The following is a 24,365-nucleotide window of genomic DNA, read 5'->3' on the forward strand; positions in this document are numbered from 1 at the left end:
CCTGAGAAGACCTGGACAGGCGCGCACAGACGGACACACGCGCGTTGCCGCACCTGCAGGACGCCACCACTACACTGCAAGGCCATCTGACCCAGGGTGGCGGCCAGGTATCACCAGGAACCGCCAGGTACCGCCAAAAACGCCGACGAACGCCGACGAACGCCGACACCCTCCATGGAAAAGCACTGGATGCCTGCCGCATGAATCTGCTTGCTCACGCCACACTGTCCCGGCCACAGGGACGCAACGAACGCATCAGCACCGTGAGGGTGCTGGCCCTGGAGATGCCGGGCGGCGACACCACGGCCACCGCAGCGCGCCATGTCGTGACCTTGCAGGTCACGCAATTGAAGGCCGGCGTCGTCGCGCAGGTCGATGACAGCACGCTCACCCCCTTGCCCCAGGCGCTGGAGCCTGCACGCCAGCGCGCGCTGGCCTACCTGCGCCAGCGCCTGGGCGCGGGCGATGTGCTGCAGTCCCATGAGGGCTTTGCGGAGCTGGATGCTGAAGCAGGCCCGGCGCCCTCCCCCGGCCCGGCCCCGGGACAGGCCACGGTGCCGCCAGGCCTGCCGGAGTCGGCCCTGCAGGCCGGCGCCATTTCCGCCCTGTGCAAACGCCTGGACGGCAGCGCCTGGCGGCTGATGCCCTCGGGCCAGCAGGCCCGGCTGGTGTGGCGGCTGGCCGAGTATGCGGACCCCGCGCGCGGCGGCGCCGCCCAGCGCCTGCTGCATGCCCAGGTTCCACGCCTGGTGGCACTGCTGGGCACGGGGGACGATCTGCTCGACTACTGCCTGGCCTACCTCATCGGGCGCCTGGGCGATGGCGGCGCGGCGGTGGCCCTGCAGGCGCTCTCGCAACGCGGCACCAGCGAGGCCACGCGCGATCTGGCACACCAGGCCTGGCTGGCCCTGCTCGCGCCGCAGGAACGCCAGGCGGCGCTGCAGGAGTACCAGGCGCAGTGGGCCGGGATCCCCCCGCAGGAAAACGGCCCGAAAGAGGACGGACCGCAGGCCGAACAGGCCTTCTTCCAGGCCCTTGGGCCACAGGCGCTGCTGGCGGCCGATGCGCTGGGCGCGCACGACGGCGCCGTCCACCAGCAGCTGCTGGCCTGGATGGAGCGCATCCCTTTCACGCGCGCCTGGTGGCCGGCCCTGCGGCGCATCCACAAGCGTGCCGAGTGGCGGCGCGACCACGCCCTGCTGGCCGTGCTGCATGCGCGCTTCGATGGCCCGCGCGACGAGGGTGCCGTCTTCAGCCGCGACACCTCGCTGTACCTGCGCCTGCGCGGCTGGCGCCAGCTGCGGCGCATGGCCTCGGCCGACCACAGCGAAAGCGCCGCCCATGCCGCAGCCCTGCTCCAGGCCATGGACCGCTGCTGCGCGGGCCAGCCTGCCTCGCGCTCCGGCCGCCTGCCCGAATCGCGCTGGCTGCTCGCCGCCCGGCTGCTGCTGCCGCGCTGGCCGCAACTGCATGCCTCGGCCCGCGCCCACACCTGGTACACCGACGAGCCGCTGGACCTGCAGCAGCTGCCTGCGCAGCGCGTGGAAGGGCTTTCGGCCATGTGGGACGCCCACCCCGGGCAACTGCTGCAACTGGTGGGCCGTTCGCAGTCCACGCTGCTGCTGTGGTCGCTCACGCGCGCCCTGCAGGACCAGAAGGCCTTTCTGGACGGCCTCGATGCAGCGGCCACCGCGCCGCTGCTGCACAAAACCTATGCACCGGCGGCTGCGCTGGGCCTTCAGATCGCCCAGCAGCGCATGGTCTCGCTGACCGACGATGCGGCACGCCGGCCCTGGCTGCTGGCGCTTGCGCAATGCGGCGACGGGCCTGCCGCCAGCTACCTGGGCGCCTGGCTGTCGCGTGACCGCGCAGGCGCCGCGCGCGATGCCGAACTGGTGGCCGCCCTGCTGCTGTCACCGGCTGCCAGCTCGCGCACCCAGGGCCTGGCCCTGCTGTTTTATGCCGATGGTGCAGCCGTGGCCCTGGCCTTGCTGGCGGCGCTGCCCACGCTGGATGCCGAAAGCCCCGCGCTGGCCGATATCCGCGATGCTGTGCAGGCGCTGTTCGATGGCAACGGCCCGCTGGCTGCGCAGGCCGCCAGCGTCCCGGCCCCGCCGCTGCACCACCTGCTGGCGCACTCGGTGACGGCGCTGGTGGAGATGGCCACCACCTGGCTGCTGGCGCATCCGCAGGGCCTGCGGACCCTGCCCCCGGCGGCGCTGCGCGGGCTGCTGGAATCCGAGGAACCTGCGCGCATGGCCTGCGGCATCCGGCTCATGGGCAGCCTGGCCGATGACCTGCTGTGCGAGCAGGCCGCCATGCTGGCCGAATTCGCCGTATCGCCGCATGCCGCCTTGCGCGCAGCGGCAGCGCCCCTGGTCGAGCGACTGGCCGGCACCCCCCTCTACAACACGCGCTGCAATGCCCAGATCGCCGAACGCCTGCACGAAGTGCTGTTCCGCGCGGAAAAGGCCGAAGGCGTCCACGACGCGGCGCTGCGGCTGCTCACCGGCCCGCTGGCCGCCGTGGCCCCGGCCCGCGATGGCTCGGGCATCTGGCGCGCCCTGCAGGCGCAGGCCAAGGGCGCACAGCGCTACGGCGCCTGGGGCCTGAAGGCGCTGGACCTGCAGGCCTACACGCTGCGCCAGTGGTCCACGCTGGCCCGGCATGCCGATGCCGACGTGCGCGCCTTGAGCCGCCAGAGCATTGATGCGCAGCTCACCCCCATGGACCGGACCCTGCCCGAGCAGGCCGAACAGCTGATGCCGCTGGCCGACGCCCTGTTTGCCGACACGCAGCAGTACGCACGCGAGATGTTCGGCCAGCGGCTGCCGGACGGCGCCCTGTCGCCGCAGCTGCTGCTCGGCTGGGTCGATCACGCCCAGCCCTGGGTGCAGGCCCTGGGCCGCCAGCGGCTCGCGCAGCACATGAGCGCGCCCGAGGCCAGCCTCTTCCTCACGCGCCTGGCCCAGCACCCCGCCACCAGCGTGCAGCTGTTCGTCACGCAATGGCTGCTCGCCCTGCCCGACGAGCCCGCACCGCAGCGCGCGGCGCGCCTGCAGGAGCTGCAGCCCTACTTCCTGGCCGTGCTCAGCCAGGTGCACCGCGCACGCGCCAGCAAGACGCGCGTGCTGCATTTCCTGCGCAGCCAGGTGCAGGCGCCCGAGACCGCCGCCGTGGTGGCGGCCATCTTTGCGCGGCAGGTGGTCAGCGCCAGCCATGCCGACCAGCCCGACTATGTGGCCGGGCTGCGCGACATCGTGCAGCGCCATCCCCAGCTGGCGCAAAGCTTCATGCAGCCCCTGGCGGCGGAGCGGCGCGGCCAGGCCCCATCTTCAACCTGAGCGCCGCAACAAGGCACGGAGTCGATCGGACATGGAATTTCGCTATCAGTACTACGGCAGCACGCAGGTCAACGACACGGCGGCCGAGCAGGCCTTCTCCTTCGCGCCCGACCTGCTGCGCCCACCCACGCGCTTCGACGGCCTGCTCCGGCGCGACGGCCCGGCCTACCTGCAGGTGCGCGAAGGGCTGTCCGCGCTGCACAGCGTGGTGGTCAGCGACCTGCGCACGCGCGGCCGCGACAAGACGGCCTACCGCGAATGGCTGCAGGAGCACGAAGCGCAAATGCTCGCCACCTTCATGGCCGACACCGGCGGCGCCCAGGCGCGCGCCAAGGAAATCAGCGCCGAACTCAAGGACCTGCGCGAGACCCGCAACCAGGTGCTCTCCCCCTTCTACAAGGCCCAGCGCAAGTACTTCGACTGGCTGTTCGTGGCCAACCGCGATGCCTGGTATGTGCTGGACCCCGTGATCACCGTGCACCCGGACCGGCTGCTGTTCGAGGCCTTCAGCCAGGACGAATCGAGCTACTGCGCGGTCAGCATCCGGCACGAGGCCTTCGAGCATGCGGGCGAGCGCATCTGCGGCACGACCAACATCGATTACTCGGCCAGCCTCTACGAAGAATTCCAGAAGATCCGCAACTACCGGGACACGCGGCTGACGCTGGACCCGGCCGGCTTTGCCGTGCAGGTGGGCGGCGACCCCGCGCTGCGCGAGGAAAAGATCGACCTGCCCGACAGCTGGCTGCGCGGCTTCGTGCAGGTCTCCAGCGCCATGGCCCTGCCTGCCACCGTGCTGGAGCTGCACCCCATGGACCTGTTCAACATCTGCGCGCGTCTGCGTGCCCGGCGCGAGCGCCACGGCCCGCGCGCGCTGCGCTTCGAGCTGGCGCCGGGACAGCCGCCCACCGTGGTCTTCGAGCCCTGGGAGGAGCGCCTGGCCACCCGGCGCTCGCACGTCGTCAGCGATGCCATGGGCACGGGCGGCGGCACCATCCGCCTGTGGGGGCGCCGCCGCCTGCTCACGCTGGAGCGGCTGATCTCCCAGGCCACGCGCGTGCGCGTGCACCTGCTGGGCAGCGGCATGCCCAGCTTCTGGGTGATCGAGCTGGGCCTGGTCACGGTCACGCTGGGCCTGTCGGGCTGGAGCGCCAACGACTGGGCCGCCAGCGCACGCTTTCACCTGATGGCGCCGCAGGCCGAGGTCACGCCTGCCGATGTCCAGACCGTGGGCCGGCAACTGCAGTCGTGCTGGCAGGCCGGCGCGCAGGATCTGGCCCAGGCCACGAGCCTGGCCCCGGCCCAGGTGCACACGGCCATGACACGCTGGATGCAGGCCGGGCGTGCGGTCTACGACCTGGACGCCGGGCGCTACGCCTGGCGCGAGCTGCTGCGCGAGCCGCTGACGGCGCAGCAATTGCAGCCCGCCAATCCAGAGCAAGACAAGGCGCTGGCCCTGGTGCGCGGCAAGGCCATTGCCCCGCCGCGCATCGACCGCAAGGACGGGTTCAGCCGCATCACCGGCCAGATCCCGCGCGCCGACGGCAAGCGCCTGTTCGACACCCAGCTCGAACTCGATGCCGACGAGCGCCTGACCGATGCGCGCTGCAGCTGCAACCACTACCAGCAGTACCGGCTGCGCCAGGGGCCCTGCGAGCACATGATTGCGCTGCGCCTGGTGGCGCAGCCCCAGCTCGAAGCCGCCCGCCAGCCGACCGGCCCGCAGATGAAGGCCGCAGGACAAGGAGAAATCGCGTGAACCGCTTCAATTGCTCTACACTGCCACGCGGAGCGACGCGCAGGCTCTTGCAATCCGGGTGGTGTTTCGCCACCCTTGTGAACTGCCGTTTCATGCACCACGGGCGCCGTTTTCACTGTGCCACCCCAGCGACGGTATGCGTTTTCCTGAGTGGCTTGCCACAAGCGAAACACGCATACCGTCGCGGGGTGGCGTCGAGCGAACAGCTCCCGTCCCGTGAGCCCTGCGGGCTCTTCGACGAGAAGCGCGTCGCTCCATTTCTTTGCCCACCGCACAGCGGCCGGGCCCGCCTTGCCGGGGTGGCCGCATGAGCCAGCCGCAACCCACACGCGCCGAGATCTACGAGCGCATCAAGGCCTCCAGCAAACAGGAAGTCATCCTCGACGAGATGCAGCGCCTGGGCTTCTGGCCCAAGGGCGAGGGACAGCCGCAGCTGGCCGCAGCCCACATCCAGCGCGAAGGCGAGCTGCAGCGCGAGCTGGCCGAGCTGCGCCAGCAGATCGCCGTGCGCCAGAACCCCGAGCGCGCACTGCGCCAGATGCGCAAGGAGCGCATGCAAAAGGCGCTGGCCCAGCGCGAGGAAACCAAACGCCGCCAGGCCCAGGAGCGCCACGACAAGGCGCTGGCCTGGCATGCGAAGCGGGCCACGCACGTGGGCTATCTGGGCCCAGGCGTCTCCGCTGCCCTGCAGGGGCCGCAGGCCGGTGAGGCACCGCCTGCTGCCGGGGAACGCCGGCAGGCCGACCCGCAAAGGCTGGCCCGGCATGGCCTGCCGGAACTTGCCGATGCGGCGCAGCTGGCCGATGCCATGGGCATCACCGTGGCCGAGCTGCGTTTCCTGGGCTTTCACCGCGAGGTGGCCCGCACCCACCACTACCACTCGTTCACCCTGCCCAAGAAGACCGGCGGCGAGCGGCTGATCTCCGCTCCCATGCCGCGCCTCAAGCGCGCGCAGTACTGGGTGCTGGACAACATCCTCGCCAAGGTGCCCGCGCACGATGCCGCGCACGGCTTCCTGGCCGGCCGCTCCATCGTGAGCAATGCCGCGCCGCATGCGGGCCACGACGTGGTCATCAACCTGGATGTGAAGGACTTCTTTCCCAGCATTGCCTTCGGCCGCATCAAGGGCGTGTTCCGGCATCTGGGCTATGGCGAGGCCATGGCCACCCTCCTGGCCCTGCTGTGCAGCGAAAACCGCGCCCAGGCCTGGCAGGTGGATGGCGAGAAGCTCTTCGTCGGCGGCAAGGCGCGCGAGCGCGTGCTGCCCCAGGGCGCGCCCACCAGCCCCATGCTCACCAACCTGCTGTGCCGCCGCCTGGACCGCCGCCTGCTGGGCCTGGCCAGGCAGCTGGGCTTTGTGTACACGCGCTATGCGGACGACCTGACCTTCTCCGCCTCGGGCGAGGCCGCGCGCGACAACGTGGGCCGGCTGCTGGGCCGCGTGCGCTGGATACTGCGCGACGAAGGCTTCACGCCCCACCCCGACAAGGAGCGCGTGATGCGCAAGGGCCGCCGCCAGGAGGTCACCGGGCTGGTGGTGAACGCGGACAAGCCCGGCGTATCGCGCGAGACGCGCAGGCGCCTGCGCGCCGCCCTGCACCGCGCCACGCAGGCCAGCGCCGGCAAGCCGGCGCACTGGCAGGGGCAGGCAGCCCAGCCCTCGCAATTGCTGGGACTGGCGCAGTTCGTGTACCAGGTCGACCCCGTGCAGGGCGGCCCGCTGCTGGGCCAGGCCCGCCAGCTCACACGCAGCCCCATCGACCGCGCCAACGATGCCCTGCTGCAGGCCAGCCGGCAGGACCGCGCGGCGGCGCGTGCGCAGCCGCCCGCAAGCGCACAGTTCCGGCGTCTGGCCGCCAGCGGGCAGGCGCCTGCGCTGGCCAGCGGCAAGACGTGGTGGCAACCGGCCGAGCCGGCGGCACCCGTGATCGAGAAGACCGACCAGCAGCGGCGCGAACAGCGGCTGCAGGAGCGCGAGGCCGCGCGCGCCCAGGCAGCTGCGGCCGCCCGGCCGGCCGTGGACACGCCGCAGCAGCAGCCCGCACAGGCGCCGAGCCCCGACGCACAGGCACCCGGCCCATCGCCGATGCCCGGCCTGCTGACCTACTGGACGCAGATCGTGATCTGCTTCTTGCTGGGCACGGTGTTCCAGGCGCGCCTGATCACGCTGATCGGCATCGTGCTGGTCCTGCTCCTGCGCTACCGGCGCATACGGCGCTGGGATGTCTTTGCCGCTGCGATGGTGGTGGCCGTGCTGCTGGGCCTGGGGCTGCGGCTGTCGTGATGTTCGCGGGGCCGCCGCAGGCCTCAGAGGCCTGCGCCGCCGCCCGCCACGGGTGCGCTGCGCAGCGCCAGGAAGCGGCGCGGCGAGGTGCCCACCGCCTTGCGGAACATGGTCACGAAGGCGGGTGCGCTCTCGTAGCCCAGGGCATCTGCCACGGTCTGTATGCGCAGTCCCTCGGACAGCTTTTGCAGTGCGGTGAGCACATGCAGCTGGCGGCGCCACTGGTTGACCGTAAGCCCGGTCTCGGCCAGGAACAGCCGCGTCATGCTGCGCTCGCTCATGCCGATGCGCTGGGCCCAGTCGGCCAGCCGTGCCTGCAGCTGCGGCTGCTCGCACAGGGCGTTGGTCATGCGGCGCAGGCGCCGGTCGTGCGGCAGGGGCAGGTGCAGTCCTTCGGGCTGCGCCGCCTGGATCTCGTCGAGCAGCACCTGCATGAGCCGGCCATCGCCGCTGTCGGGCTCGTAGTCCTGCGGCAGGCCCTGCACGCGGTCCAGCAGCGCACTGAGAAAGGGCGAGACGGCCAGCGCATGGCAGGGTCCGGGCACGGGGCGCACGGCCCCTGCCTCGACAAAGACCACGTAGCCGCTGGCCGCACCGCTGCAGCTGACGCGGTGCAGCGTGCCGCCCGGAATCCAGGCGGCGCTGCGCGGCGGCACCACGCAGACGCCCGCATCGGTCTCCAGCGTGATCAGCCCCGCATGGGTGACCATGAGCTGGCTCTTGCGGTGGGCATGGAAGTTCATCCCCCAGTCGCCGGGGCCCGACCGCATGGGCAGGACGATCACGGGACGGTCCACATGATCGGGGTCCCATCTCTCGGGCAGGACTTTGAGCAGGGCGGAATCCACGGCATTCATGGTGTTTCTCTCAGTTCATGTCAATCGGTCATCAATCGGACCCGAGCAGCTCCCGTGCACGCTGCTGCGCCTCCTCGGGGGAGGCCACCAGCAGCATGGGATAGCCCCAGGCCTTGCCGAACATCTGTGCGAAGGCCTCGGCCTCGGCGCGCTTGTGCGCATCGGGCTCGGCATGGACCAGGGCGCGCACCAGGCTTTTGAGCTCGGGGCGGCGGGCCTTCATCCACAGCACGACCTGCTTGCGCTCCTCGGGCGAGCGCTCCTCCTGGGACATGTCGCCGTCGCTGAAGAAGACAAAGGCCTGGCCGCGGGCCAGCAGGGCCGAGAAGTCCTCCAGCAAGCGGTCCACGGGCACGGCCTTGTCGCGCTCGTAGCCCATGCGGACCAGGGGAAAGCTGCTGCTGTCGATGTACATGGAAACCTCCGGCCGATGCCATTCAATACAAATGAGACCCATTACTGTATGAATGAACGGCAGCTGCGTCATTGCAGCACTCAGCCAAAGAATTTCGCAGTCCAGCCAGGACGCTCGCATGGGCGGTACAGACCCGGTTGCCCTGTTCCTGCGCTTTCGCTCAGAATGGCCGCATTCTTCGAGTTCAAGTGAACTTGAAGTCAAGCCACAAAGGAAAGCCACCATGAAAACCGAGGATGATCCGCTGCTCAGCATCGGCGATGTGGCGCAGCGCAGCGGGGTCAAGGCCTCGGCGCTGCGCTTTTACGAGTCGCTGAACCTGATCGAGTCCGTGCGCAGCGCCAGCGGCCACCGGCGCTACCACCGCTCGTCGCTGCGGCGCATCGCCTTCGTGGTGTTCGCCCAGCGCATCGGCTTCACGCTGGAGGAGATCGCCGAGCAGCTGGCCAAGCTGCCCAGCCGCCATGTCCCCACGGGCGGGGACTGGCAGAAGATGTCGCGGGTCTGGAAGCAGCGGCTGGACGACCGCATAGGCGAGCTGCAGCGGCTCAGCGAGAGCCTGGACCAGTGCATTGGCTGCGGTTGCCTGTCACTGCGCCACTGCGTGCTGCACAACCCCGGCGACCTGTGCGCACAGAACGGCCCGGGGCCGCGCCGCTGGCTGGGCGACCCGCCGCCCGTGGCCATGGGCGGGACCTGCCCGGGCCACTGCCACGACGAAGGCTGATCAGGACACGCGCCGTGTCGTGACGAAGTCCAGCACCGCCTGCAGCATGCGCTGCAGCGTGGGCTGGATCTGTTCGGCGCGCTCGGGCAGGTAGTCGAAGGGCAGGGCTTCCTGCATGTAGCTGCACTGCGTCATCTCCAGCTGCACGGCGTGGATGCCGGCCTCGGGCTGGCCGTAGTGGCGCGTGATGTAGCCGCCCGTGAAGCGGCCGTTGAGTATGGCGGTGTGGCCCGGCGCGGTCTGCGCAATGGCCAGCAGATGCTCGGCCAGCTCCAGCGCGCAGCTCGTGCCCTTGCCGGTTCCCAGGTTCAGGTCGGGCAGCTTGCCTTCGAAGAAACGCGGCAGCACCGAGCGGATGGAGTGCGCGTCCCACAGCGCCACGGTGCCGTGCACGGCCTTGAGGCGGTCCAGTTCGGCGCGCAGCTGTGCGTGGTACGGGCCCCAGATGGCTTCGCGGCGCGCGGCGATTTCGGCGTCTGCGGGCACATCGGCCGGGTCGGCGTACAGCGGCGTGTCGTCGAAGGTGTCCACGGGGCACAGGCCGGTGACGCTCTGGCCCGGGTAGAGGCTGGCGCCATCGGGCGGACGGTTCAGGTCCACCACATAGCGCGAATGCGTGGCCACCAGGATGGAGGCGCCCATGGCCTTGGCGAACTCGTACAGGCGCGGCAGGTGCCAGTCGGTGTCGGGCACGTGGCGGGCTTCCTCGGTCAGGCGCGCGGCGATGTCGGGAGGCACATGGGTGCCCGCATGCGGCATGGAGATCAGCAGCGGCGCCGTGCCCTGGTGGAAGACGAATGGAGGGGGAGCGGTATCGGTCATGGTGTGATTCTGTAGCGGTTCTGGCGGGTTGTGCGAACCCATGGCATGCATGGGCCTCAGGATTGCAGGGTGGCCGCGCGCGCCGCGACAAAGCCATGGGCTGCCGCCTCGTGCAGCGCATGCCGTCCAGCCTGCACGCGGCGCTCGCCGCCCACCCACAGGCTGTGCAGGGCGCTGCTGCGGTGGCTGCCAAAGACATGGGCCGAGACCATGGCCTGCACCGGCAGGCCGGCCAGTGCCACATGGCCTGCGTCCAGCGCCAGGAAGTCGGCCTGCTGGCCCACAGCCAGCCCGGCCACGGAGCGGCCTGCGGCCTGGGCGCCGCCCTGCACGGCGGCGGTCCACAGCGCGGTGCCCACCTGCGGGTCGGGGCCGGCCAGCACGTTGCGCTGGCGCAGCGACAGGCGCTGGCTGTATTCGAGCATCAGCAGTTCCTCGGCAGCGTTGACGCAGGCATGGCTGTCCGAGCCCACGCCCCAGGCGCCGCCGTGGCCCAGCCATTGCGGCATGTCGAAGATGCCATCGCCCAGGTTGGCCTCGGTGGTGGGGCAGATGCCGGCCACGGCGCCGCTGCGCGCGGCGCCCGCGTATTCACCGGGCGTCATGTGGGTGGCGTGGACCAGGCACCAGCGTGCGTCCACGGGGGCATGCTCCAGCAGCCATTGCACGGGGCGCTGGCCGCTCCAGGCCAGGCAGTCGTCCACCTCCTGGGTCTGTTCGGCAATGTGGATGTGGACGGGCGCGCGCGCGTCCAGCGCCGTCAGGCCCTCCACGGCCACGCGCAGGCTGTCGGGCGGCACGGCGCGCAGCGAGTGCGGCGCCAAGCCCAGGGCCGCACCCTGGTCACGGGCCTCGGGCAGCAGGCGCTGCAGCAAGGCCAGCATGTTGTCGGTGCTGCGGATGAAGCGCGCCTGGTCGGCGCGCGGCGGCTTGCCGCCAAAGCCGCTGGTCTGGTAGAGCACGGGCAGCAGGGTGATGCCCATGCCGGCCTTGCGCGCGGCGCGCAGCAGGGCCAGGGACAGCGTGGCGTCGTCGGCATAGGGCCGGCCATCCCGGTCGTGGTGCACGTAGTGGAATTCGCAGACCGAGGTGTAGCCGGCCTCCAGCATCTCCACGTACAGCCAGGTGGCGATGGCCTCCAGCGACTCGGGCGTGATGCGCGCGGCAAAGCGGTACATGAGGTCGCGCCAGCTCCAGAAGCTGTCCTGGGCCTCGGCGCGGTATTCGGTCAGGCCCGCAAAGGCGCGCTGGAAGGCATGCGAGTGCAGGTTGGGCATGCCGGGCAGCACGGGGCCGGGCGCGCGCGGCGCGCTGCCGGGCGGGGCGTCGGCCTGCACGGCCAGCAGGCGCCCTGCGCCATCCCAGCGCAGCAGCACATTGCGCGCCCAGCCCGTGGGCAGCAGCGCGTGCTCGGCGAACAGCGTGCAGCTGTCGTGTGTCGGGTCGATGCCGCTCATTGCACAGCCTCCAGGATGTCGGCCAGCGCGCGGACGAAGCGCGCGTTGTCGGCCTCCGTGCCCACAGAGACGCGGATGAAGTGCTCGAAGCCCGGCTCCTTCCAGGGCTTGGTGATGATGCCCCGGGCCAGCAGCGCCTCGTTCACGGGGCCGTTGGGACGGCCGATGTCGATGAACAGGAAGTTGGCGGCCGAAGGCGCCATCCGAATTGCGGGCAGTGCAGGCAGGGCGGCCAGCCGCTGCGCCAGCACATCGCGCAGGCGCACGGTCTCGGCCACGCCGCGCTGCATGAAGCCCTCATCGCCCCAGGCCGCCAGCGCCGCCGCCTGGGCCGCCTGGTTGACGTTGAAGGGCGTGCGCACGCGGTCCAGCAGTTGCACCAGGGCCGCGTCGCTGGCCAGGCCATAGCCCACGCGCAGGCCTGCCAGGCCCCAGGCCTTGGAGAAGGTGCGCAGCACGATCCAGGGCATGGCACGGTCGCGCAGCAGGGCCAGCACGTCGGGGTAGCCGTCGGCGCGCAGGGCGTACTCGTAGTAGGCCTCGTCCACCACCAGCAGGGTCTGCGGCGGCGTGGCGTCCAGCAGGCGCGCGAAATCCCCGGCGCTGAACATGCAGCCCACGGGATTGGAGGGATTGGCCAGCATGGCGATCTTGGGGCCGCGCGCCAGCGCCTGGCACCAGGCAGCGACATCGAAGTCCAGCGCGGGCGTCAGCTCCAGCAGCTCGACGCGGGCGCCCATCATGCGCGGGTAGATCTCGTGCAGGCCGAAGGCCGGGCGCTGGGTGAGCACGCGGTCGCCGGGCGAGAGAAACGCCTGGCACAGCATCTGCAGGATGTCCTCGGAGCCGTTGCCCACGGCAATGGCCTCGGCCGGCACGCCGGTGCGCGCCGCGATGGCCGCGCGCAGCGCCGTGCATTGCGCATCGGGATAGGTGCCCACATGCAGGGCCAGGTCGGCCAGGGCGCGGGCCACGGCAGGGCTGGCGCCAAAGGGGTTCTCGTTGCTCGCCAGCCGCGCGATCTCGGTGACGCCGTAGCGCGCCCGCACGGCCTCGGAGGACAGGCCTGCGTTGTACGGCGGCAGCGGCGGCACTTCGGGGCGTGCCAGGGTGTGGATCGCGTGGATGGCGGGAGCGTTCATAGGTCGAATACCTTGCCGGGGTTGAACAGATGCAGGGGGTCCAGCGCCTGCTTGATGGCGCGCATCACGGCCAGTTCGGCCGGCGTGCGGCTGGCGCCGAGATAGGGCTTCTTGTGCAGGCCGATGCCGTGCTCGGCCGAGACGCTGCCGCCGAACTCGCCGACCAGGTGGTACAGCGCGGCCTCGACGCCATCGCAATCACCGTTGGCGGTGGCACCGTCCACCGAGACATGCAGGTTGCCGTCGCCCACATGGCCGAAGAACAGCGAGTGGTGGCCGGGCCAGCGCGCCTCGAACGCGGCGCGGCAGGCATCGGCGAAGCGGCCGATGTCGGCCTGGGGCAGGCTGACGTCGAAGTTGACGGGCGGATGCATGTTCGTGTTGAGCTCGGCCGGCGCCTCGCGCAGCTTCCACAGCTGGCGCGCCTGTGCCACGGACTGGGCGATGACGGCATCGGCCACCTCGCCGGCCTCCATGGCCTCGCCCAGGGCCTCTTCCACGTCGGCGCGCAGCGTGGCCTCGTCCTTGCCGTCCACATCGATCAGGGCCAGCAGCGCATGCGCCTGGCCAAAGGGCGGCTGCAGCTTCTGCCAGCGGATGGAGGCCTGGATGAAGCTGTCCCACATCAGCTCGAAGGCCGCCACGCCGTTGCCAAAGCGCGATTGCATGCGCGAGAGCACGGACAGCGCCGCATCGAAGTCCGGCACGGCCACCAGGGCCGTGGCGCGGGCCTGGGGCGCGGGGCGCAGGCGCAGCAGCACGCGCGTGACGATGCCCAGCGTGCCCTCCGAGCCGATGAAGAACTGCTTGAGGTCGTAGCCCGTGTTGTTCTTGAGCATGGGGCGCAGCATGGGCAGCACCGTGCCGTCGGCCAGCACCACCTCCAGGCCCAGCACCTGCTCGCGCATCATGCCGTGCTGCAGCACGCCGTTGCCGCCCGCATTGGTGGCCACGTTGCCGCCGATCTGGCAGCTGCCGCGCGCGCCCAGGTCCACGCCAAAGACCATGCCTGCGGCCACGGCCGCCTCCTGCACGGCCTGCAGCGTGGCGCCGGCCTGCACGGTCATCAGCGCGGTGCGCGCGTTCACGTCCTCGATGGCGTTCATTCGCTCCATGGAGACGGCCACGGCACCCGGCACGGGCACGGCCGCGCCGGCCAGGCCCGTGAGCCCGCCCTGGGGCACGACAGGCACGCGGTGGGCCGTGCACAGGCGCATGAGCGCGCTGACCTCGTCGGTGCTGCGCGGGCGCACCAGGGCCAGCGGGCGCTGGGGCGGCGTGCCGCTCCAGTCGGTGTGGTAGCGCGCAGGCACATCGTCGCCGCGCTGCGCCACTTCGGCGCCCAGGGTGGAAATCAATTCATCGAGAAACAGTGCATGGGACATGAGCAGGCTTTCAGTGGCTCCCCTGCCTGCGGGTCCGCACGATGCGGCCCTGGCGCACGATGGTGCAGTCCGGCCGGTTGCCGAACCAGTAGGCCAGCTCGGCCGCATGGCGCACGGGCCAGAGCACGAAGTGGGCGGGACGGCCGGCCGCGATCAGGCCATGCTCGTCCTGCAGGCCCAGGGCTCGCGCGGCATGGCGGGTGATGCCCGCCAGGGCCTCGGGCACGGTGAGCCGGAACAGGGTGCAGGCCATGTTGGCCATGAGCAAAAGGCTCAGGCAGGGGGAGGTGCCCGGATTGTGATCGGTAGAGACGGCCATGGGAACGCCCGCGGCGCGCAGGCCCGCGATGGGCGGCATGTGGGTGTCGCGCAGCGTGTAGTAGGCGCCGGGCAGCAGCACGGCCACGGAACCCGCGCCGCGCATGGCGGCAATGCCGGATTCGGACAGGTGCTCGATGTGGTCGCACGACAGCGCGCCATAGCGGGCCGCGAGGGCCGCCCCCTCCATGTTCGACAGCTGCTCGGCATGCAGCTTGACGGGCAGGCCCAGGCGGCGTGCGGCCTGGAAGACCTGCTCGGTCTCGGCCAGCGAGAAGGCGATGCGCTCGCAGAACACATCGACCGCATCGACCAGGCCCTCGGCCGCCAGCGCGGGCAGCATGGTGCCGGCGACGAGGTCGATGTAGTCCTGGCTGCGCCCTGCGTACTCGGGCGGCAGCGCATGCGCGCCCAGGAAGGTGGTGCGCACGGTCACGCCCAGGGCCTGGCCCAGGCGCCGGGCCACGCGCAGCTGCTTGCGCTCGTGCTCCAGCGCCAGGCCGTAGCCCGACTTGATCTCGATGGCGCAGACGCCCTCGTCCAGCAGCTGCTGCAGGCGCGGCAGGGCCTGGGCGAACAGCTCGTCCTCGCTGGCCTCGCGCGTGGCACGCACGCTGGAGACGATGCCGCCGCCGGCGCGTGCCACTTCCTCGTAGCTGGCGCCGTCCAGGCGCATGGCGAATTCGTTGGCGCGCTCGCCGCCATAGACCAGGTGGGTGTGGCAATCGACCAGGCCCGGCGTGGCCAGCATGCCCTGGCCGTCATGGCGCGGCAGGGACGCATATGCGGGCGGCAGGGCCTGCTGCGGCCCCACCCAGGCCACGCGGCCCTGCTGCACCACGATGCAGGCATCCTCCCCGTCACCCACGGCCTGGCCGGCCTCGAACATGTCAGGCGCCAGGCGCAGGTTCTGCCAGCAGCCGTCGGCCGAAGAGGATGGAGCGAGTGCGCAAGCGGATGCAGAAGCGGGTGCGTGGGGCTCGGTCATGGGGGGGATTCCTTGGATGTCGTGGGTCGTCAGCAGGCTTGCAGCAGCACCTGCACCAGCCGCGCGTCGTCGGTCTGCGGCACCAGATGCTGCGGGTCGGGCTGCTGCGCGCTCCACCACAGGCCCTGGCCGGGGATGAGCGCAGCGCCATCCGCCTGCCAGTTGCCCTGCAGCACCATGCACAGGCCGGCGTCGGCGCGGCCGGCGTCGGCAGCGCTGTCCAGCACCTGAACCTGCGCCCGCCACCGGCCGCGCCGCGCCATCACGTTGAAGTCGGTGGAAGTGCCGCCCAGCAGCGAGCAGCCCAGCGCCACATCGCCGGAGAAGGCAAACGGCTGCCAGCGCGCGTCCAGCACATGGTCGATGCCTTCGCCGCGCAGGTGCACGCCGTCGCCATCGAGCAGCATGATCTGCCGGTCCACGCCCGCAAAGGCCGAGAACGGGCCGGGCTGGTCAATGGTGGCCACGCTGATGCGCCAGCCGAAAGCCTCCATGCCCGCCCCGGGCGGCCAGCAGGCGATCTCGCGCGTGCTGCCGCCCCCGTTCTTCCAGGGGCTGGCGGCGATCTGGTTCAGGTCGAAACGCTGCATGGCCGTGGTGTCCTGCAAGCGGCTCACTTGACCATGGGCAGGTTCAGCTGATGGCGCTTGGCCGCAGCCACGGCAATGTCGTAGCCCGCATCCGCATGGCGCATGACGCCGGTGGCCGGATCGTTCCAGAGCACGCGGCCCAGGCGGGCGGCGGCCTCGTCCGTGCCATCGGCCACGATGACCACGCCCGCATGCTGGGAGTAGCCCATGCCCACGCCGCCGCCGTGGTGCAGGCTGACCCAGGTGGCGCCGCCTGCGGTGTTGAGCAGGGCGTTGAGCAGCGGCCAGTCGCTGACGGCGTCCGTGCCGTCCTTCATGGATTCGGTCTCGCGGTTGGGGCTGGCCACCGAGCCGCAGTCCAGGTGGTCGCGGCCGATCACGATGGGGGCCTTGAGTTCGCCGTTCTTCACCATCTCGTTGAAGGCCAGGGCCGCCTTGTGGCGCTCACCCAGGCCCAGCCAGCAGATGCGCGCGGGCAGGCCCTGGAAGCTGATGCGCTCGCGCGCCATGTCCAGCCAGCGGTGGGTGTGCTTGTTGTCGGGGAACAGTTCCTTGATCTTGGCGTCGGTCTTGTAGATGTCCTCGGGGTCGCCGGACAGGGCCACCCAGCGGAACGGGCCCTTGCCTTCGCAGAACAGCGGCCGGATGTAGGCGGGCACGAAGCCGGGGAAGTCGAAGGCGTTCTTCACGCCCTGGTCCAGGGCCACCTGGCGGATGTTGTTGCCGTAGTCCACCGTGGGAATGCCCATGGCCTGGAAGTCCAGCATGGCCTGCACATGCTGGGCGCAGCCCTGGGCGGCGGCGGCCTTGAGCTGGGCATGGCGCGACGGGTCGGCGGCGGCGGCACGCCACTCGTCCACGGTCCAGCCCACGGGCAGGTAGCCGTTGATCAGGTCATGGGCCGAGGTCTGGTCGGTCACGATGTCGGGGCGGGCGCCGCCGGCCTGGGCGCGGCGCACCAGCTCGGGCAGGATTTCGGCGGCATTGCCCAGCAGGCCGATGGAGATGGCCTCGCCCGCAGCCGTGTGCTGGGCGATGAGCTCCAGCGCGTGGTCGATGTCGCGCGCCTGCTTGTCCAGGTAGCGCGTGCGCAGGCGGAAGTCGATGCTGCTTTGCTGGCATTCGATGGCCAGCACGCAGGCGCCGGCCAGCACGCCGGCCAGGGGCTGGGCACCGCCCATGCCGCCCAGGCCCGCCGTGAGGATCCACTTGCCTGTGAGGTCGTTGTTGTAGTGCTGGCGGCCGGCCTCGACAAAGGTCTCGAACGTGCCCTGCACGATGCCCTGGGCGCCGATGTAGATCCAGCTGCCGGCCGTCATCTGGCCGTACATGAACAGGCCCTTCTGGTCGAGCTCGTTGAAGTGCTCCCAGTTGGCCCACTGGGGCACGAGGTTGGAGTTGGCCAGCAGCACGCGCGGTGCGTTCTCGTGCGTCTTGAACACGCCCACGGGCTTGCCCGACTGGATCAGCAGCGACTCGTCGGCCTCCAGCTTCTTGAGCGACTCCAGGATCTGGTCATAGCACTCCCAGTTGCGCGCCGCGCGGCCGATGCCGCCGTAGACCACCAGGGCCTTGGGGTTCTCGGCCACGTCGGGGTCCAGGTTGTTCTGCAGCATGCGGTAGGCGGCCTCGGCCAGCCAGTTCTTGCAGTGCAGTTCGCTGCCGCGCGGGGCGCGGATGACGCGGCTGGCGTCATAGCGGGGATTGGTGGCAGCCGTGGCAGCGTTGGCGTTGAGGATGGCGTCGTTGGCGTTCATGGCGATCTCCTGGATGCGGGGGGTGAGCGGTTGCGGGGTTCAGGCAGCCTGGTGGCTGGGCAGGTGGCGGACGATGACCTGGGGCCAGTCCGTGGCAAGCGCCCACTGGCGCATGGTTTCGATGTCGGGTGCCAGGTAGCGGTCACGGTCCAGGTGCGGAACCTGGCTGCGGATCAGCGCGTACTGCGCCTCGATCAGTTCGGAGCTGTTCAGGCTGCGGTCGAAGTCCATGCCCTGGGCGGCGGCCATGGCTTCCACGCCCACGATGACGGCGGTGTTGCGCGCCATCTCGCCCAGGCGCCGCGCGCCGTAGGTGGCCATGGAGACATGGTCTTCCTGGTTGGCCGAGGTGGGCAGGCTGGTGACGCTGCTGGGATGGGCCAGGCACTGGTTCTCGGCAGCCAGGGCGGCGGCCGTGACCTGGGCGATCATGAAGCCCGAGTTCACGCCGCTGTCGGCAATCAGGAAGGCCGGCAGGCCCGACAGGCCGGTGTCCAGCAGCAGGGCCATGCGGCGCTCGGAGATGGCGCCGATCTCGGCCAGGGCCAGGGCGATGATGTCGGCCGCGAAGGCCACGGGCTCGGCGTGGAAGTTGCCGCCCGAGATCACGTCGCCGTTGTCGAAGACCAGCGGGTTGTCCGAGGCGGCGTTGGCCTCGATCACCAGCACGCGGGCCGCATGGCTGAGGTTGTCCAGGCAGGCGCCCATGACCTGGGGCACGCAGCGGATGGAGTACGGGTCCTGCACGCGGCCGCAGTGGGGGTGGGAGGTGTCGATGGCGCTGCCGTCCAGCAGCTCGCGCACGGCGGCGGCCACGGCGATCTGGCCGAGCTGGCCGCGCGCCTCATGGATGCGGGCGTCAAACGGTTTGACCGAGCCCTTGATGGCCTCCAGCGTCAGGCAGCCCGCCACCAGGCCGGCCGCGAACACGCTCTCGCCCTGGAACAGGCCCACCAGGGCCAGCGCTGTGGACACCTGGGTGCCGTTGAGCAGGGCCAGCCCTTCCTTGGGGCCGAGCACGAAGGGCTCCAGGCCCACGTGGCGCATGGCCTCGGTGCCGGACACCACCTGTCCATCGATCTTGGCCTGGCCTTCGCCGATCAGCACGCAGGCCAGGTGCGACAGCGGCGCCAGGTCGCCCGAGGCGCCCACCGAGCCCTTGGCGGGAATCACGGGCAGCACGTCGGCATTGGCCAGGGCCAGCAGCGCATCGACCAGCTCGGGGCGCACGCCCGAGTGGCCGCGCGCCAGGCTCACGGCCTTGGTGGCCAGCACCAGGCGCACCACGGCGTCAGGCAGCGGATCGCCCGTGCCCACGCTGTGCGACAGCACCAGGTTGCGCTGCAGCTCTGCCAGGCGGTCATGGGCGATCTTGGTGGAGGCCAGCTTGCCGAAGCCGGTGTTGATGCCATAGACGACCTGGTCCTCATCCACGATGTGCTGCACATGGGCCTGGGCGGCGCGCATGCGCTCGTAGGCGGACGCCGCCATGGACAGGCGCACGCCGCCCTGCTGGATGGCCCGCAGCTGGGCCAGGCTGACCTGGCCGGGCTGCAGCGTCAGCGCGGTGCCGGGACGGGAGGTGAGGCCGGGAGTCGTGATGGTGTTCATGGTGATGCCCTGTCGGTGTCTGGGAGGGTGTGCCGGGATGGATGTCTATGCCTGTCTATACAATATCAATCGAAGCGGAACAGCGCAAGAGCGGGAACCCCGCCTTTCAGGCCTCAGCCGTCGTGCGATCCGCCGTCGGTGCGAAAGCGGCTGCCCAGCCGGTAGCGCATGCCCGGATGCACGCAGTGCACCCAGGTCACGGGCGTGCCCAGGTACCAGGTGCGGCGCGTCAGCGTCAGGCAGGGCTGGTCGGCGTCCATCTGCAGCCAGCGCGCCTGCTCGGGCGTGGGCAGCATGGCGTCCACCACATGCTCGATCTGGTCGAAGGGCACGTTGCGCACCAGATACACCGAAGGCTGGATCAGCGAGAAGTCCTGCTCCATGAAGTCCGGTGCCATGCGCGGGTTCACATGGCGGTCTTCCAGCTGCACGGGCACGTCGTTCTCGAAATGCACGCCCTGCAGGTGGAACACCGAGCTGCCCGCAGACAGCTGCAGCGAAGCGGCCGCCTCGGGCGAGGCCGACTCTCGGCGCACGCTGATCAGCTCGAAGCGGTGGTCATGCCCGCGCTGGCGGATCTCCTCGGCGATGTTGGCGATGCGCAGCAGCGTGGACTGCGGCTTTTCCTCGGCCACGAAGGAGCCCACGCCTGCCACGCGCACGATCACGCCCTGCTCGGCCAGCTCGCGCAGCGCGCGGTTGGCCGTCATGCGGGCCACGCCGAACTCCTGCACCAGCTCCTGCTCGGACGGCACGCGCTCGCCGGCCGACAGCGAGCCATCGGCGATCTTGCGCAGCACATGGTCCTTGACCTGCTGGTACAGGGCCATGGGCACCTCCGCCGTCGTTGCGGAAAGTCGGGAAGCCGTGGAACGCGAAGACATGGTGTGGGCAGTGGTCATGGAAAAGCGTCAGTGTGCAGCAGCGGCCAGCGACTCTGCGCGAATCTCTTCGGTCAGCCGGGCTTTCAGCTCCATGAACTCGGGCGAGGTCTTGACCGTGTAGTGGCGCGGATGCGGCAGGTTCACGGGAATATCGGCCTTGATGCGGCCCGGGCGCGCGCTGAACACGGCCACGCGGTTGGCCATGAAGATGGCCTCGTCGATGTCGTGGGTGACGAACATCACGGTCTTGCGCTCGGCCTCCCAGATGCCCAGCAGCAGCTCCTGCATGAGCACGCGGGTCTGGTTGTCGAGTGCGCCGAAGGGCTCGTCCATGAGCAGGATCTTGGGATCGTTGGCCAGCGCGCGCGCAATGGCCGTGCGCTGCTGCATGCCGCCCGACAGCTGCTTGGGAAAGTGGTTCTCGAAGCCGCGCAGCCCCACCTTGGCGATGAAGTAGTCGCTGCGCTCCTTTTGCAGCGCCTCGCTCACACCCTTCTCGCGCAGGCCGAAGCGGATGTTCTGCGCCACCGTCAGCCAGGGGAACAGCGTGTAGCTCTGGAACACCATGCCGCGGTCGGCGCCCGGGCCGTCCACGGCGCGGCCGTCCAGCAGCACCTGGCCCGTGGTCGGAAAATCCAGCCCTGCCGCAATGCGCAGCATGGTGGACTTGCCGCAGCCCGAGGGGCCGAGGATGGTGACGAAGTCGTTCTCGCGGACCTCGAAATCCACAGGCAGCAGGGCCTGCGTGCTCGTGCCCTTGTGGCTGGTGAAGGTGCGCGAAACACCTTGAATAGACAAAAGATTCATCAAGATTCTCCAGGGCGCTTGTCAATATTCACGACGGCTGCAACCGGCGCGACTCACCTCAGAGACACCGAGGAAGGGCCGCCCCGCACCGAGGGTGTCGTCCCCCTTCAAGGGGGAAGCGGCGCAGCCGCTCAGGGGGTAGATCCTTTTCACAGGGTGCTCCACTCGAACATGCGACGGTTCAGAGATTTGAAGATGAAATCGGACACCAGGCCGATGAGGCCGATCACGATGATGCCGAAGATGATCTGGCCCGTGTTCAGCAGCGCCTGGCTGTCGGTGATCATGTGGCCGATGCCCGAGGACGAGCCGATCAGCTCGGCCACGATCACATAGGTCCAGGCCCAGCCCAGCACCAGGCGCAGCGTCTCGGCAATGCCGGGCGCGGCGCCCGGAATCAGCACGCGGCGCACCACGCCGGTGTTGGAGGCGCCCAGCGTGTAGGCGGCCTCCACCAGGTCCTTGCGCGCGCCGCCCACGGTGACGGCCACCATCAGCGTGATCTGGAACACCGAGCCGATGAAGATGACCAGCAGCTTCTGCGTCTCGCCCACGCCGGCCCACAGGATCAGCAGCGGGATGAAGGCCGAGGCCGGCAGGTAGCGGCAGAACGAGACAAAGGGCTCGAAGAAGGCCTCGACCGGCTTCCAGGCGCCCATGGCAATGCCCAGGGGCACAGCCACGACCGAGGCCAGGATGAAGCCGCCCATCACGCGCCAGACCGTCATGCCGATGTCGTGCAGGAAGCCGTACTCGGTGAACAGCAGCACGCCCTCGCGCGCCATGGTCATGGGGCTGGCCAGGAAGGTCGGGGAGACGAAGCCGCCCAGCGTCACAGCCGCCCAGACGAGAAAGAACAGCACGAAGAAGGCCACACCCAGCACCCACTTGGCCGTGGGGCTGACGGGCTCCAGCGGCGCCATGCGGCGGCGGCGGACGGGGGCTGGCGCCGCGGCGGGCGCGGGAGCGTGCGGTGTGGCGTGGGTCATGGGCTTGTTAGCCGGCTGGACTGCGGAAGTGGATGCGGCTTGCATGGTCATCCCCTGGCGGGCTTACTGGATGAAGCTGGCGTCGTACATCACGCCATAGTTCTCGGGGATGGAGCGGATGATGCCGGCCTCCTTGAGGATCACGGCCGACTCCTTCATGAAGGGCACCAGCTCGTTGGCGAAGAATTTCTGGTTGGCTTCCTTGTCGGACCACTTCAGGTAGGAGGCCGACTTGCCGAACTGCTCGCCACCCTGCTTGACGGCCGCGCCCATGATCTCGAAGGACTTGGTCTTGTCGGCCTCGATCATGGCCACCGCATCGAAGTACGACTGGGCCAGGGCCTTGGCGGCGGCCGCGTTGGCCTTGAGCCACTTGGGATCGCAGCCCACCGTGTCCATGACCATGGGGTAGTCGATGGTGGTGGCCAGGATCTTGCCCGCGGCCGGATTGGCGCGGATGGTGGACAGGTAGGGCTCGTAGCTCATGGCCGCATCGTTCTGGCCGGCCACGAAGGCCTGGGCCGCGGGCTGGGGCTCCAGCGAGACGGTCTTCACATCCTTCATGGTCATGCCGTTCTTGTGCAGCATCCAGGCCAGGCCGAAGTACGGCGCCGTGCCCGGCGCGCTCACGGCCACGGTCTTGCCCTTGAGGTCGGCAAAGCCCTTGACGTCATTGCGCACGGCGATACCGTCGGCGCCATAGGACTTGTCCATCTGGAAGATCTGCACGATGGGCACGCCGTTCGTGTTCCAGGCCACATGCGTCTCGATGGTGGTGGCCGCGCACTGGATGGCGCCCGAGGCCAGGGCCAGGTGGCGGTCCTTCTGCGGAATCATCTTCAGGTCCACCGCCAGGCCGTTCTTCTTGAAGATGCCGGCCTTGTCGGCCAGGGTCAGCGGCGCGAAGCCGGTCCAGCCCGACATGCCCAGGGTGATCTTGGTCTCCTGCGCGGCAGCGGGCTGCAGTGCGGCGGCAAGGCAGAGGGCGGCGGCCAGCGGCCCCAGGGGCAGGCGGCGGAACGTGGGGATCGAACTCATGTGGCACTCCTCGGTCGGGAAAGCAAGTTGGCGATGGCAGTTTCGGGGTCCGCAGGCAGACCAGTGCGGGAGCCCGAAGTGTGTTTTTGCCGACCGGACATGTATATACAGGATTACCCGGCAAACCGGTGATGGAGCGAGCATCCTGCATCTACCTGCGATCAACACGGAGAGCAACAGCAAATGCCGTGCCAACCAAGCTTGTCCATACAACCTGGGGAAAATCCCGGGTAACAGCTCACCACCGTGGTGCATGCCACGGGGCTGCGCGCCGCTACGGTGCAATCACGGCACGCGCCACCTTCAAGAACGGTGCAATCAGCGGCGAGGCATTGCCCGCCGGCACGGCCAGCACCACGCCCTGGGGGGCCACGCGGCCCCGGATGCGGCGGCAGGCCAGGCGCTGGCCATCGTGGGCGCGGTCCACCACCGGCCGCGTGGTCAGCACGCTCAGGCCGTGGCCATTGGCTACCATGGAGCGCAGCATTTCGATGGAGGCGAACTCATGGGCCACCAGCGGCGTCACGCCGGCCTCGCGGAACAGCGACAGGAAATACTCGCGGCTGTGCGGCAGGTTGATCAGCACCAGCGGGTAGCGGGCCACCTCGGCCAGCCCCACGCTGGTCCTGGCCGCCAGCGCATGGCGCTGCGGCAGCAGCACATAGGGCGGCAGCGCCGCCACGGGCAGCAGCTCCATGCGGGGACGCGCCAGGCCCGTGTCGTACTGCAGGGCCGCATCGAGCTCGCCGCGCTCCACCTGCTGCGTGAGCGAGGCGATGTCGCCCTCCACCAGCTCCAGCGCAATGCCGGGGTGCAGGCGCTGCATCTGCGCCAGCAGGGCCGGCACCCAGCGCGCGCCCAGCGTGCTCAGAAAGCCCAGGCGCAGCACGCCCGCCATCGCCGCCGTGCGCGGCCCCTGCAGGCTGCGTGCGCCGTCCAGCAGCGCCTGGGCCTCGCGGCTGCGCACCGCGCCCGCCGCCGTGAGATCCAGCCCCCTGGCATGGCGGCGCACGAACAGTGCCTCGCCCCACAGCGCCTCCAGGTCGGCAATCGCCTTGGAGATGGACGGCTGGGACACGCCGATGGCCTCGGCCGCGCGCGCCGTGCTGCCATGGCGTGCGGCGGCCACGAAATACTCCAGCTGGCGCAGGCTGATTTGGATCATCTTTTTGAATGCAGTGAATCAGGAAT

At 70.0% G+C, this 24,365-nt stretch carries 19 protein-coding genes; 4 read left to right on the top strand and 15 right to left on the bottom strand.

Features of this window, described 5'->3' with window-relative positions; translation table 11 throughout:
* Positions 1–200: 200 nt before the first annotated feature.
* From ACM14_RS00045 to ACM14_RS00055, 3 genes are all read left to right on the top strand, one after another.
* The gene (locus tag ACM14_RS00045; RefSeq protein ID WP_065344903.1) at positions 201–3,344 is read left to right on the top strand and encodes a hypothetical protein; all 3,144 of its coding nucleotides are present in this window, start codon (positions 201–203) and stop codon (positions 3,342–3,344) included.
* Between the two features lie 31 nt (positions 3,345–3,375).
* A complete protein-coding gene (locus ACM14_RS00050) occupies positions 3,376–5,103 on the top strand; it encodes an SWIM zinc finger family protein (RefSeq protein ID WP_065344904.1) in 1,728 nt (575 codons plus the stop codon).
* A 307-nt stretch (positions 5,104–5,410) separates the two neighbouring features.
* Positions 5,411–7,387 (top strand): reverse transcriptase family protein, encoded by a 1,977-nt coding sequence (locus ACM14_RS00055; protein ID WP_065344905.1) that lies wholly within the window; start codon positions 5,411–5,413, stop codon positions 7,385–7,387.
* A gap of 23 nt (positions 7,388–7,410) precedes the next feature.
* Here the strand turns inward: ACM14_RS00055 and ACM14_RS00060 are convergent, their stop codons facing one another.
* Together ACM14_RS00060 and ACM14_RS00065 are read right to left on the bottom strand one after the other, a co-directional pair.
* The gene (locus tag ACM14_RS00060) at positions 7,411–8,244 is read right to left on the bottom strand and encodes an AraC family transcriptional regulator (RefSeq protein ID WP_012202098.1); all 834 of its coding nucleotides are present in this window, start codon (positions 8,242–8,244) and stop codon (positions 7,411–7,413) included.
* A 31-nt stretch (positions 8,245–8,275) separates the two neighbouring features.
* The gene (locus ACM14_RS00065) at positions 8,276–8,659 is read right to left on the bottom strand and encodes a hypothetical protein (protein WP_016447388.1); all 384 of its coding nucleotides are present in this window, start codon (positions 8,657–8,659) and stop codon (positions 8,276–8,278) included.
* Between the two features lie 223 nt (positions 8,660–8,882).
* Between ACM14_RS00065 and soxR the strand changes: the two genes are divergently transcribed.
* Positions 8,883–9,386, top strand: coding sequence for a redox-sensitive transcriptional activator SoxR (soxR, locus tag ACM14_RS00070; RefSeq protein WP_065344906.1), 504 nt, complete (start codon positions 8,883–8,885; stop codon positions 9,384–9,386).
* Here soxR and hutG read toward each other — a convergent pair whose 3' ends face one another.
* From hutG to ACM14_RS00135, 13 genes are all read right to left on the bottom strand, one after another.
* Positions 9,387–10,250, bottom strand: coding sequence for an N-formylglutamate deformylase (gene hutG, locus ACM14_RS00075; protein WP_065345020.1), 864 nt, complete (start codon positions 10,248–10,250; stop codon positions 9,387–9,389).
* Between the two features lie 14 nt (positions 10,251–10,264).
* Positions 10,265–11,665, bottom strand: coding sequence for a formimidoylglutamate deiminase (locus ACM14_RS00080; protein ID WP_065344907.1), 1,401 nt, complete (start codon positions 11,663–11,665; stop codon positions 10,265–10,267).
* Positions 11,662–12,807 (bottom strand): histidinol-phosphate transaminase, encoded by a 1,146-nt coding sequence (locus ACM14_RS00085; protein WP_065344908.1) that lies wholly within the window; start codon positions 12,805–12,807, stop codon positions 11,662–11,664. Before ACM14_RS00085 ends, ACM14_RS00080 begins: the two co-directional genes overlap by 4 nt.
* The gene (locus ACM14_RS00090) at positions 12,804–14,192 is read right to left on the bottom strand and encodes an FAD-binding oxidoreductase (RefSeq protein ID WP_065344909.1); all 1,389 of its coding nucleotides are present in this window, start codon (positions 14,190–14,192) and stop codon (positions 12,804–12,806) included. Before ACM14_RS00090 ends, ACM14_RS00085 begins: the two co-directional genes overlap by 4 nt.
* A gap of 10 nt (positions 14,193–14,202) precedes the next feature.
* Positions 14,203–15,498, bottom strand: coding sequence for an imidazolonepropionase (gene hutI / locus ACM14_RS00095; protein ID WP_065344910.1), 1,296 nt, complete (start codon positions 15,496–15,498; stop codon positions 14,203–14,205).
* A 29-nt stretch (positions 15,499–15,527) separates the two neighbouring features.
* A complete protein-coding gene (locus ACM14_RS00100; protein ID WP_063328066.1) occupies positions 15,528–16,088 on the bottom strand; it encodes a HutD family protein in 561 nt (186 codons plus the stop codon).
* 23 nt (positions 16,089–16,111) lie between these two features.
* Positions 16,112–17,845, bottom strand: a complete 1,734-nt coding sequence (gene hutU, locus ACM14_RS00105; RefSeq protein ID WP_012202089.1) for a urocanate hydratase — start codon at positions 17,843–17,845, stop codon at positions 16,112–16,114.
* 39 nt (positions 17,846–17,884) lie between these two features.
* A complete protein-coding gene (gene hutH / locus ACM14_RS00110) occupies positions 17,885–19,456 on the bottom strand; it encodes a histidine ammonia-lyase (protein ID WP_065344911.1) in 1,572 nt (523 codons plus the stop codon).
* A gap of 113 nt (positions 19,457–19,569) precedes the next feature.
* On the bottom strand, positions 19,570–20,286 hold the full coding sequence (hutC, locus tag ACM14_RS00115; RefSeq protein ID WP_034397623.1) for a histidine utilization repressor: 717 nt from the start codon (positions 20,284–20,286) through the stop codon (positions 19,570–19,572).
* Between the two features lie 81 nt (positions 20,287–20,367).
* Positions 20,368–21,147, bottom strand: a complete 780-nt coding sequence (locus ACM14_RS00120; protein WP_012202086.1) for an ABC transporter ATP-binding protein — start codon at positions 21,145–21,147, stop codon at positions 20,368–20,370.
* 149 nt (positions 21,148–21,296) lie between these two features.
* On the bottom strand, positions 21,297–22,136 hold the full coding sequence (locus ACM14_RS00125) for an ABC transporter permease (protein WP_047217588.1): 840 nt from the start codon (positions 22,134–22,136) through the stop codon (positions 21,297–21,299).
* 63 nt (positions 22,137–22,199) lie between these two features.
* A complete protein-coding gene (locus ACM14_RS00130; protein ID WP_012202084.1) occupies positions 22,200–23,174 on the bottom strand; it encodes an ABC transporter substrate-binding protein in 975 nt (324 codons plus the stop codon).
* A gap of 274 nt (positions 23,175–23,448) precedes the next feature.
* Entirely contained in the window at positions 23,449–24,339 is an 891-nt protein-coding gene (locus ACM14_RS00135; RefSeq protein WP_034397621.1) for a LysR substrate-binding domain-containing protein, read from the bottom strand.
* Positions 24,340–24,365: the final 26 nt, after the last annotated feature.

The sequence above is a fragment of the Delftia sp. JD2 genome (assembly GCF_001682645.1).
GTDB lineage: Bacteria > Pseudomonadota > Gammaproteobacteria > Burkholderiales > Burkholderiaceae_C > Comamonas > Comamonas acidovorans.

Coding starts and splice junctions, on each gene's coding strand:
- ACM14_RS00055 (WP_065344905.1), top strand. CDS start 5,411: ATGAGCCAGCCGCAACCCACACGCGCCGAGATCTACGAGCGCATCAAG.
- ACM14_RS00080 (WP_065344907.1), bottom strand. CDS start 11,665: ATGAGCGGCATCGACCCGACACACGACAGCTGCACGCTGTTCGCCGAG.
- hutH (WP_065344911.1), bottom strand. CDS start 19,456: ATGAACACCATCACGACTCCCGGCCTCACCTCCCGTCCCGGCACCGCG.
- ACM14_RS00065 (WP_016447388.1), bottom strand. CDS start 8,659: ATGTACATCGACAGCAGCAGCTTTCCCCTGGTCCGCATGGGCTACGAG.
- ACM14_RS00050 (WP_065344904.1), top strand. CDS start 3,376: ATGGAATTTCGCTATCAGTACTACGGCAGCACGCAGGTCAACGACACG.
- ACM14_RS00060 (WP_012202098.1), bottom strand. CDS start 8,244: ATGAATGCCGTGGATTCCGCCCTGCTCAAAGTCCTGCCCGAGAGATGG.
- ACM14_RS00090 (WP_065344909.1), bottom strand. CDS start 14,192: ATGTCCCATGCACTGTTTCTCGATGAATTGATTTCCACCCTGGGCGCC.
- hutI (WP_065344910.1), bottom strand. CDS start 15,498: ATGACCGAGCCCCACGCACCCGCTTCTGCATCCGCTTGCGCACTCGCT.
- ACM14_RS00130 (WP_012202084.1), bottom strand. CDS start 23,174: ATGAGTTCGATCCCCACGTTCCGCCGCCTGCCCCTGGGGCCGCTGGCC.
- soxR (WP_065344906.1), top strand. CDS start 8,883: ATGAAAACCGAGGATGATCCGCTGCTCAGCATCGGCGATGTGGCGCAG.
- hutC (WP_034397623.1), bottom strand. CDS start 20,286: ATGGCCCTGTACCAGCAGGTCAAGGACCATGTGCTGCGCAAGATCGCC.
- ACM14_RS00085 (WP_065344908.1), bottom strand. CDS start 12,807: ATGAACGCTCCCGCCATCCACGCGATCCACACCCTGGCACGCCCCGAA.
- hutU (WP_012202089.1), bottom strand. CDS start 17,845: ATGAACGCCAACGACGCCATCCTCAACGCCAACGCTGCCACGGCTGCC.
- ACM14_RS00135 (WP_034397621.1), bottom strand. CDS start 24,339: ATGATCCAAATCAGCCTGCGCCAGCTGGAGTATTTCGTGGCCGCCGCA.
- ACM14_RS00045 (WP_065344903.1), top strand. CDS start 201: ATGAATCTGCTTGCTCACGCCACACTGTCCCGGCCACAGGGACGCAAC.
- ACM14_RS00100 (WP_063328066.1), bottom strand. CDS start 16,088: ATGCAGCGTTTCGACCTGAACCAGATCGCCGCCAGCCCCTGGAAGAAC.
- ACM14_RS00125 (WP_047217588.1), bottom strand. CDS start 22,136: ATGACCCACGCCACACCGCACGCTCCCGCGCCCGCCGCGGCGCCAGCC.
- ACM14_RS00120 (WP_012202086.1), bottom strand. CDS start 21,147: ATGAATCTTTTGTCTATTCAAGGTGTTTCGCGCACCTTCACCAGCCAC.
- hutG (WP_065345020.1), bottom strand. CDS start 10,250: ATGGGTTCGCACAACCCGCCAGAACCGCTACAGAATCACACCATGACC.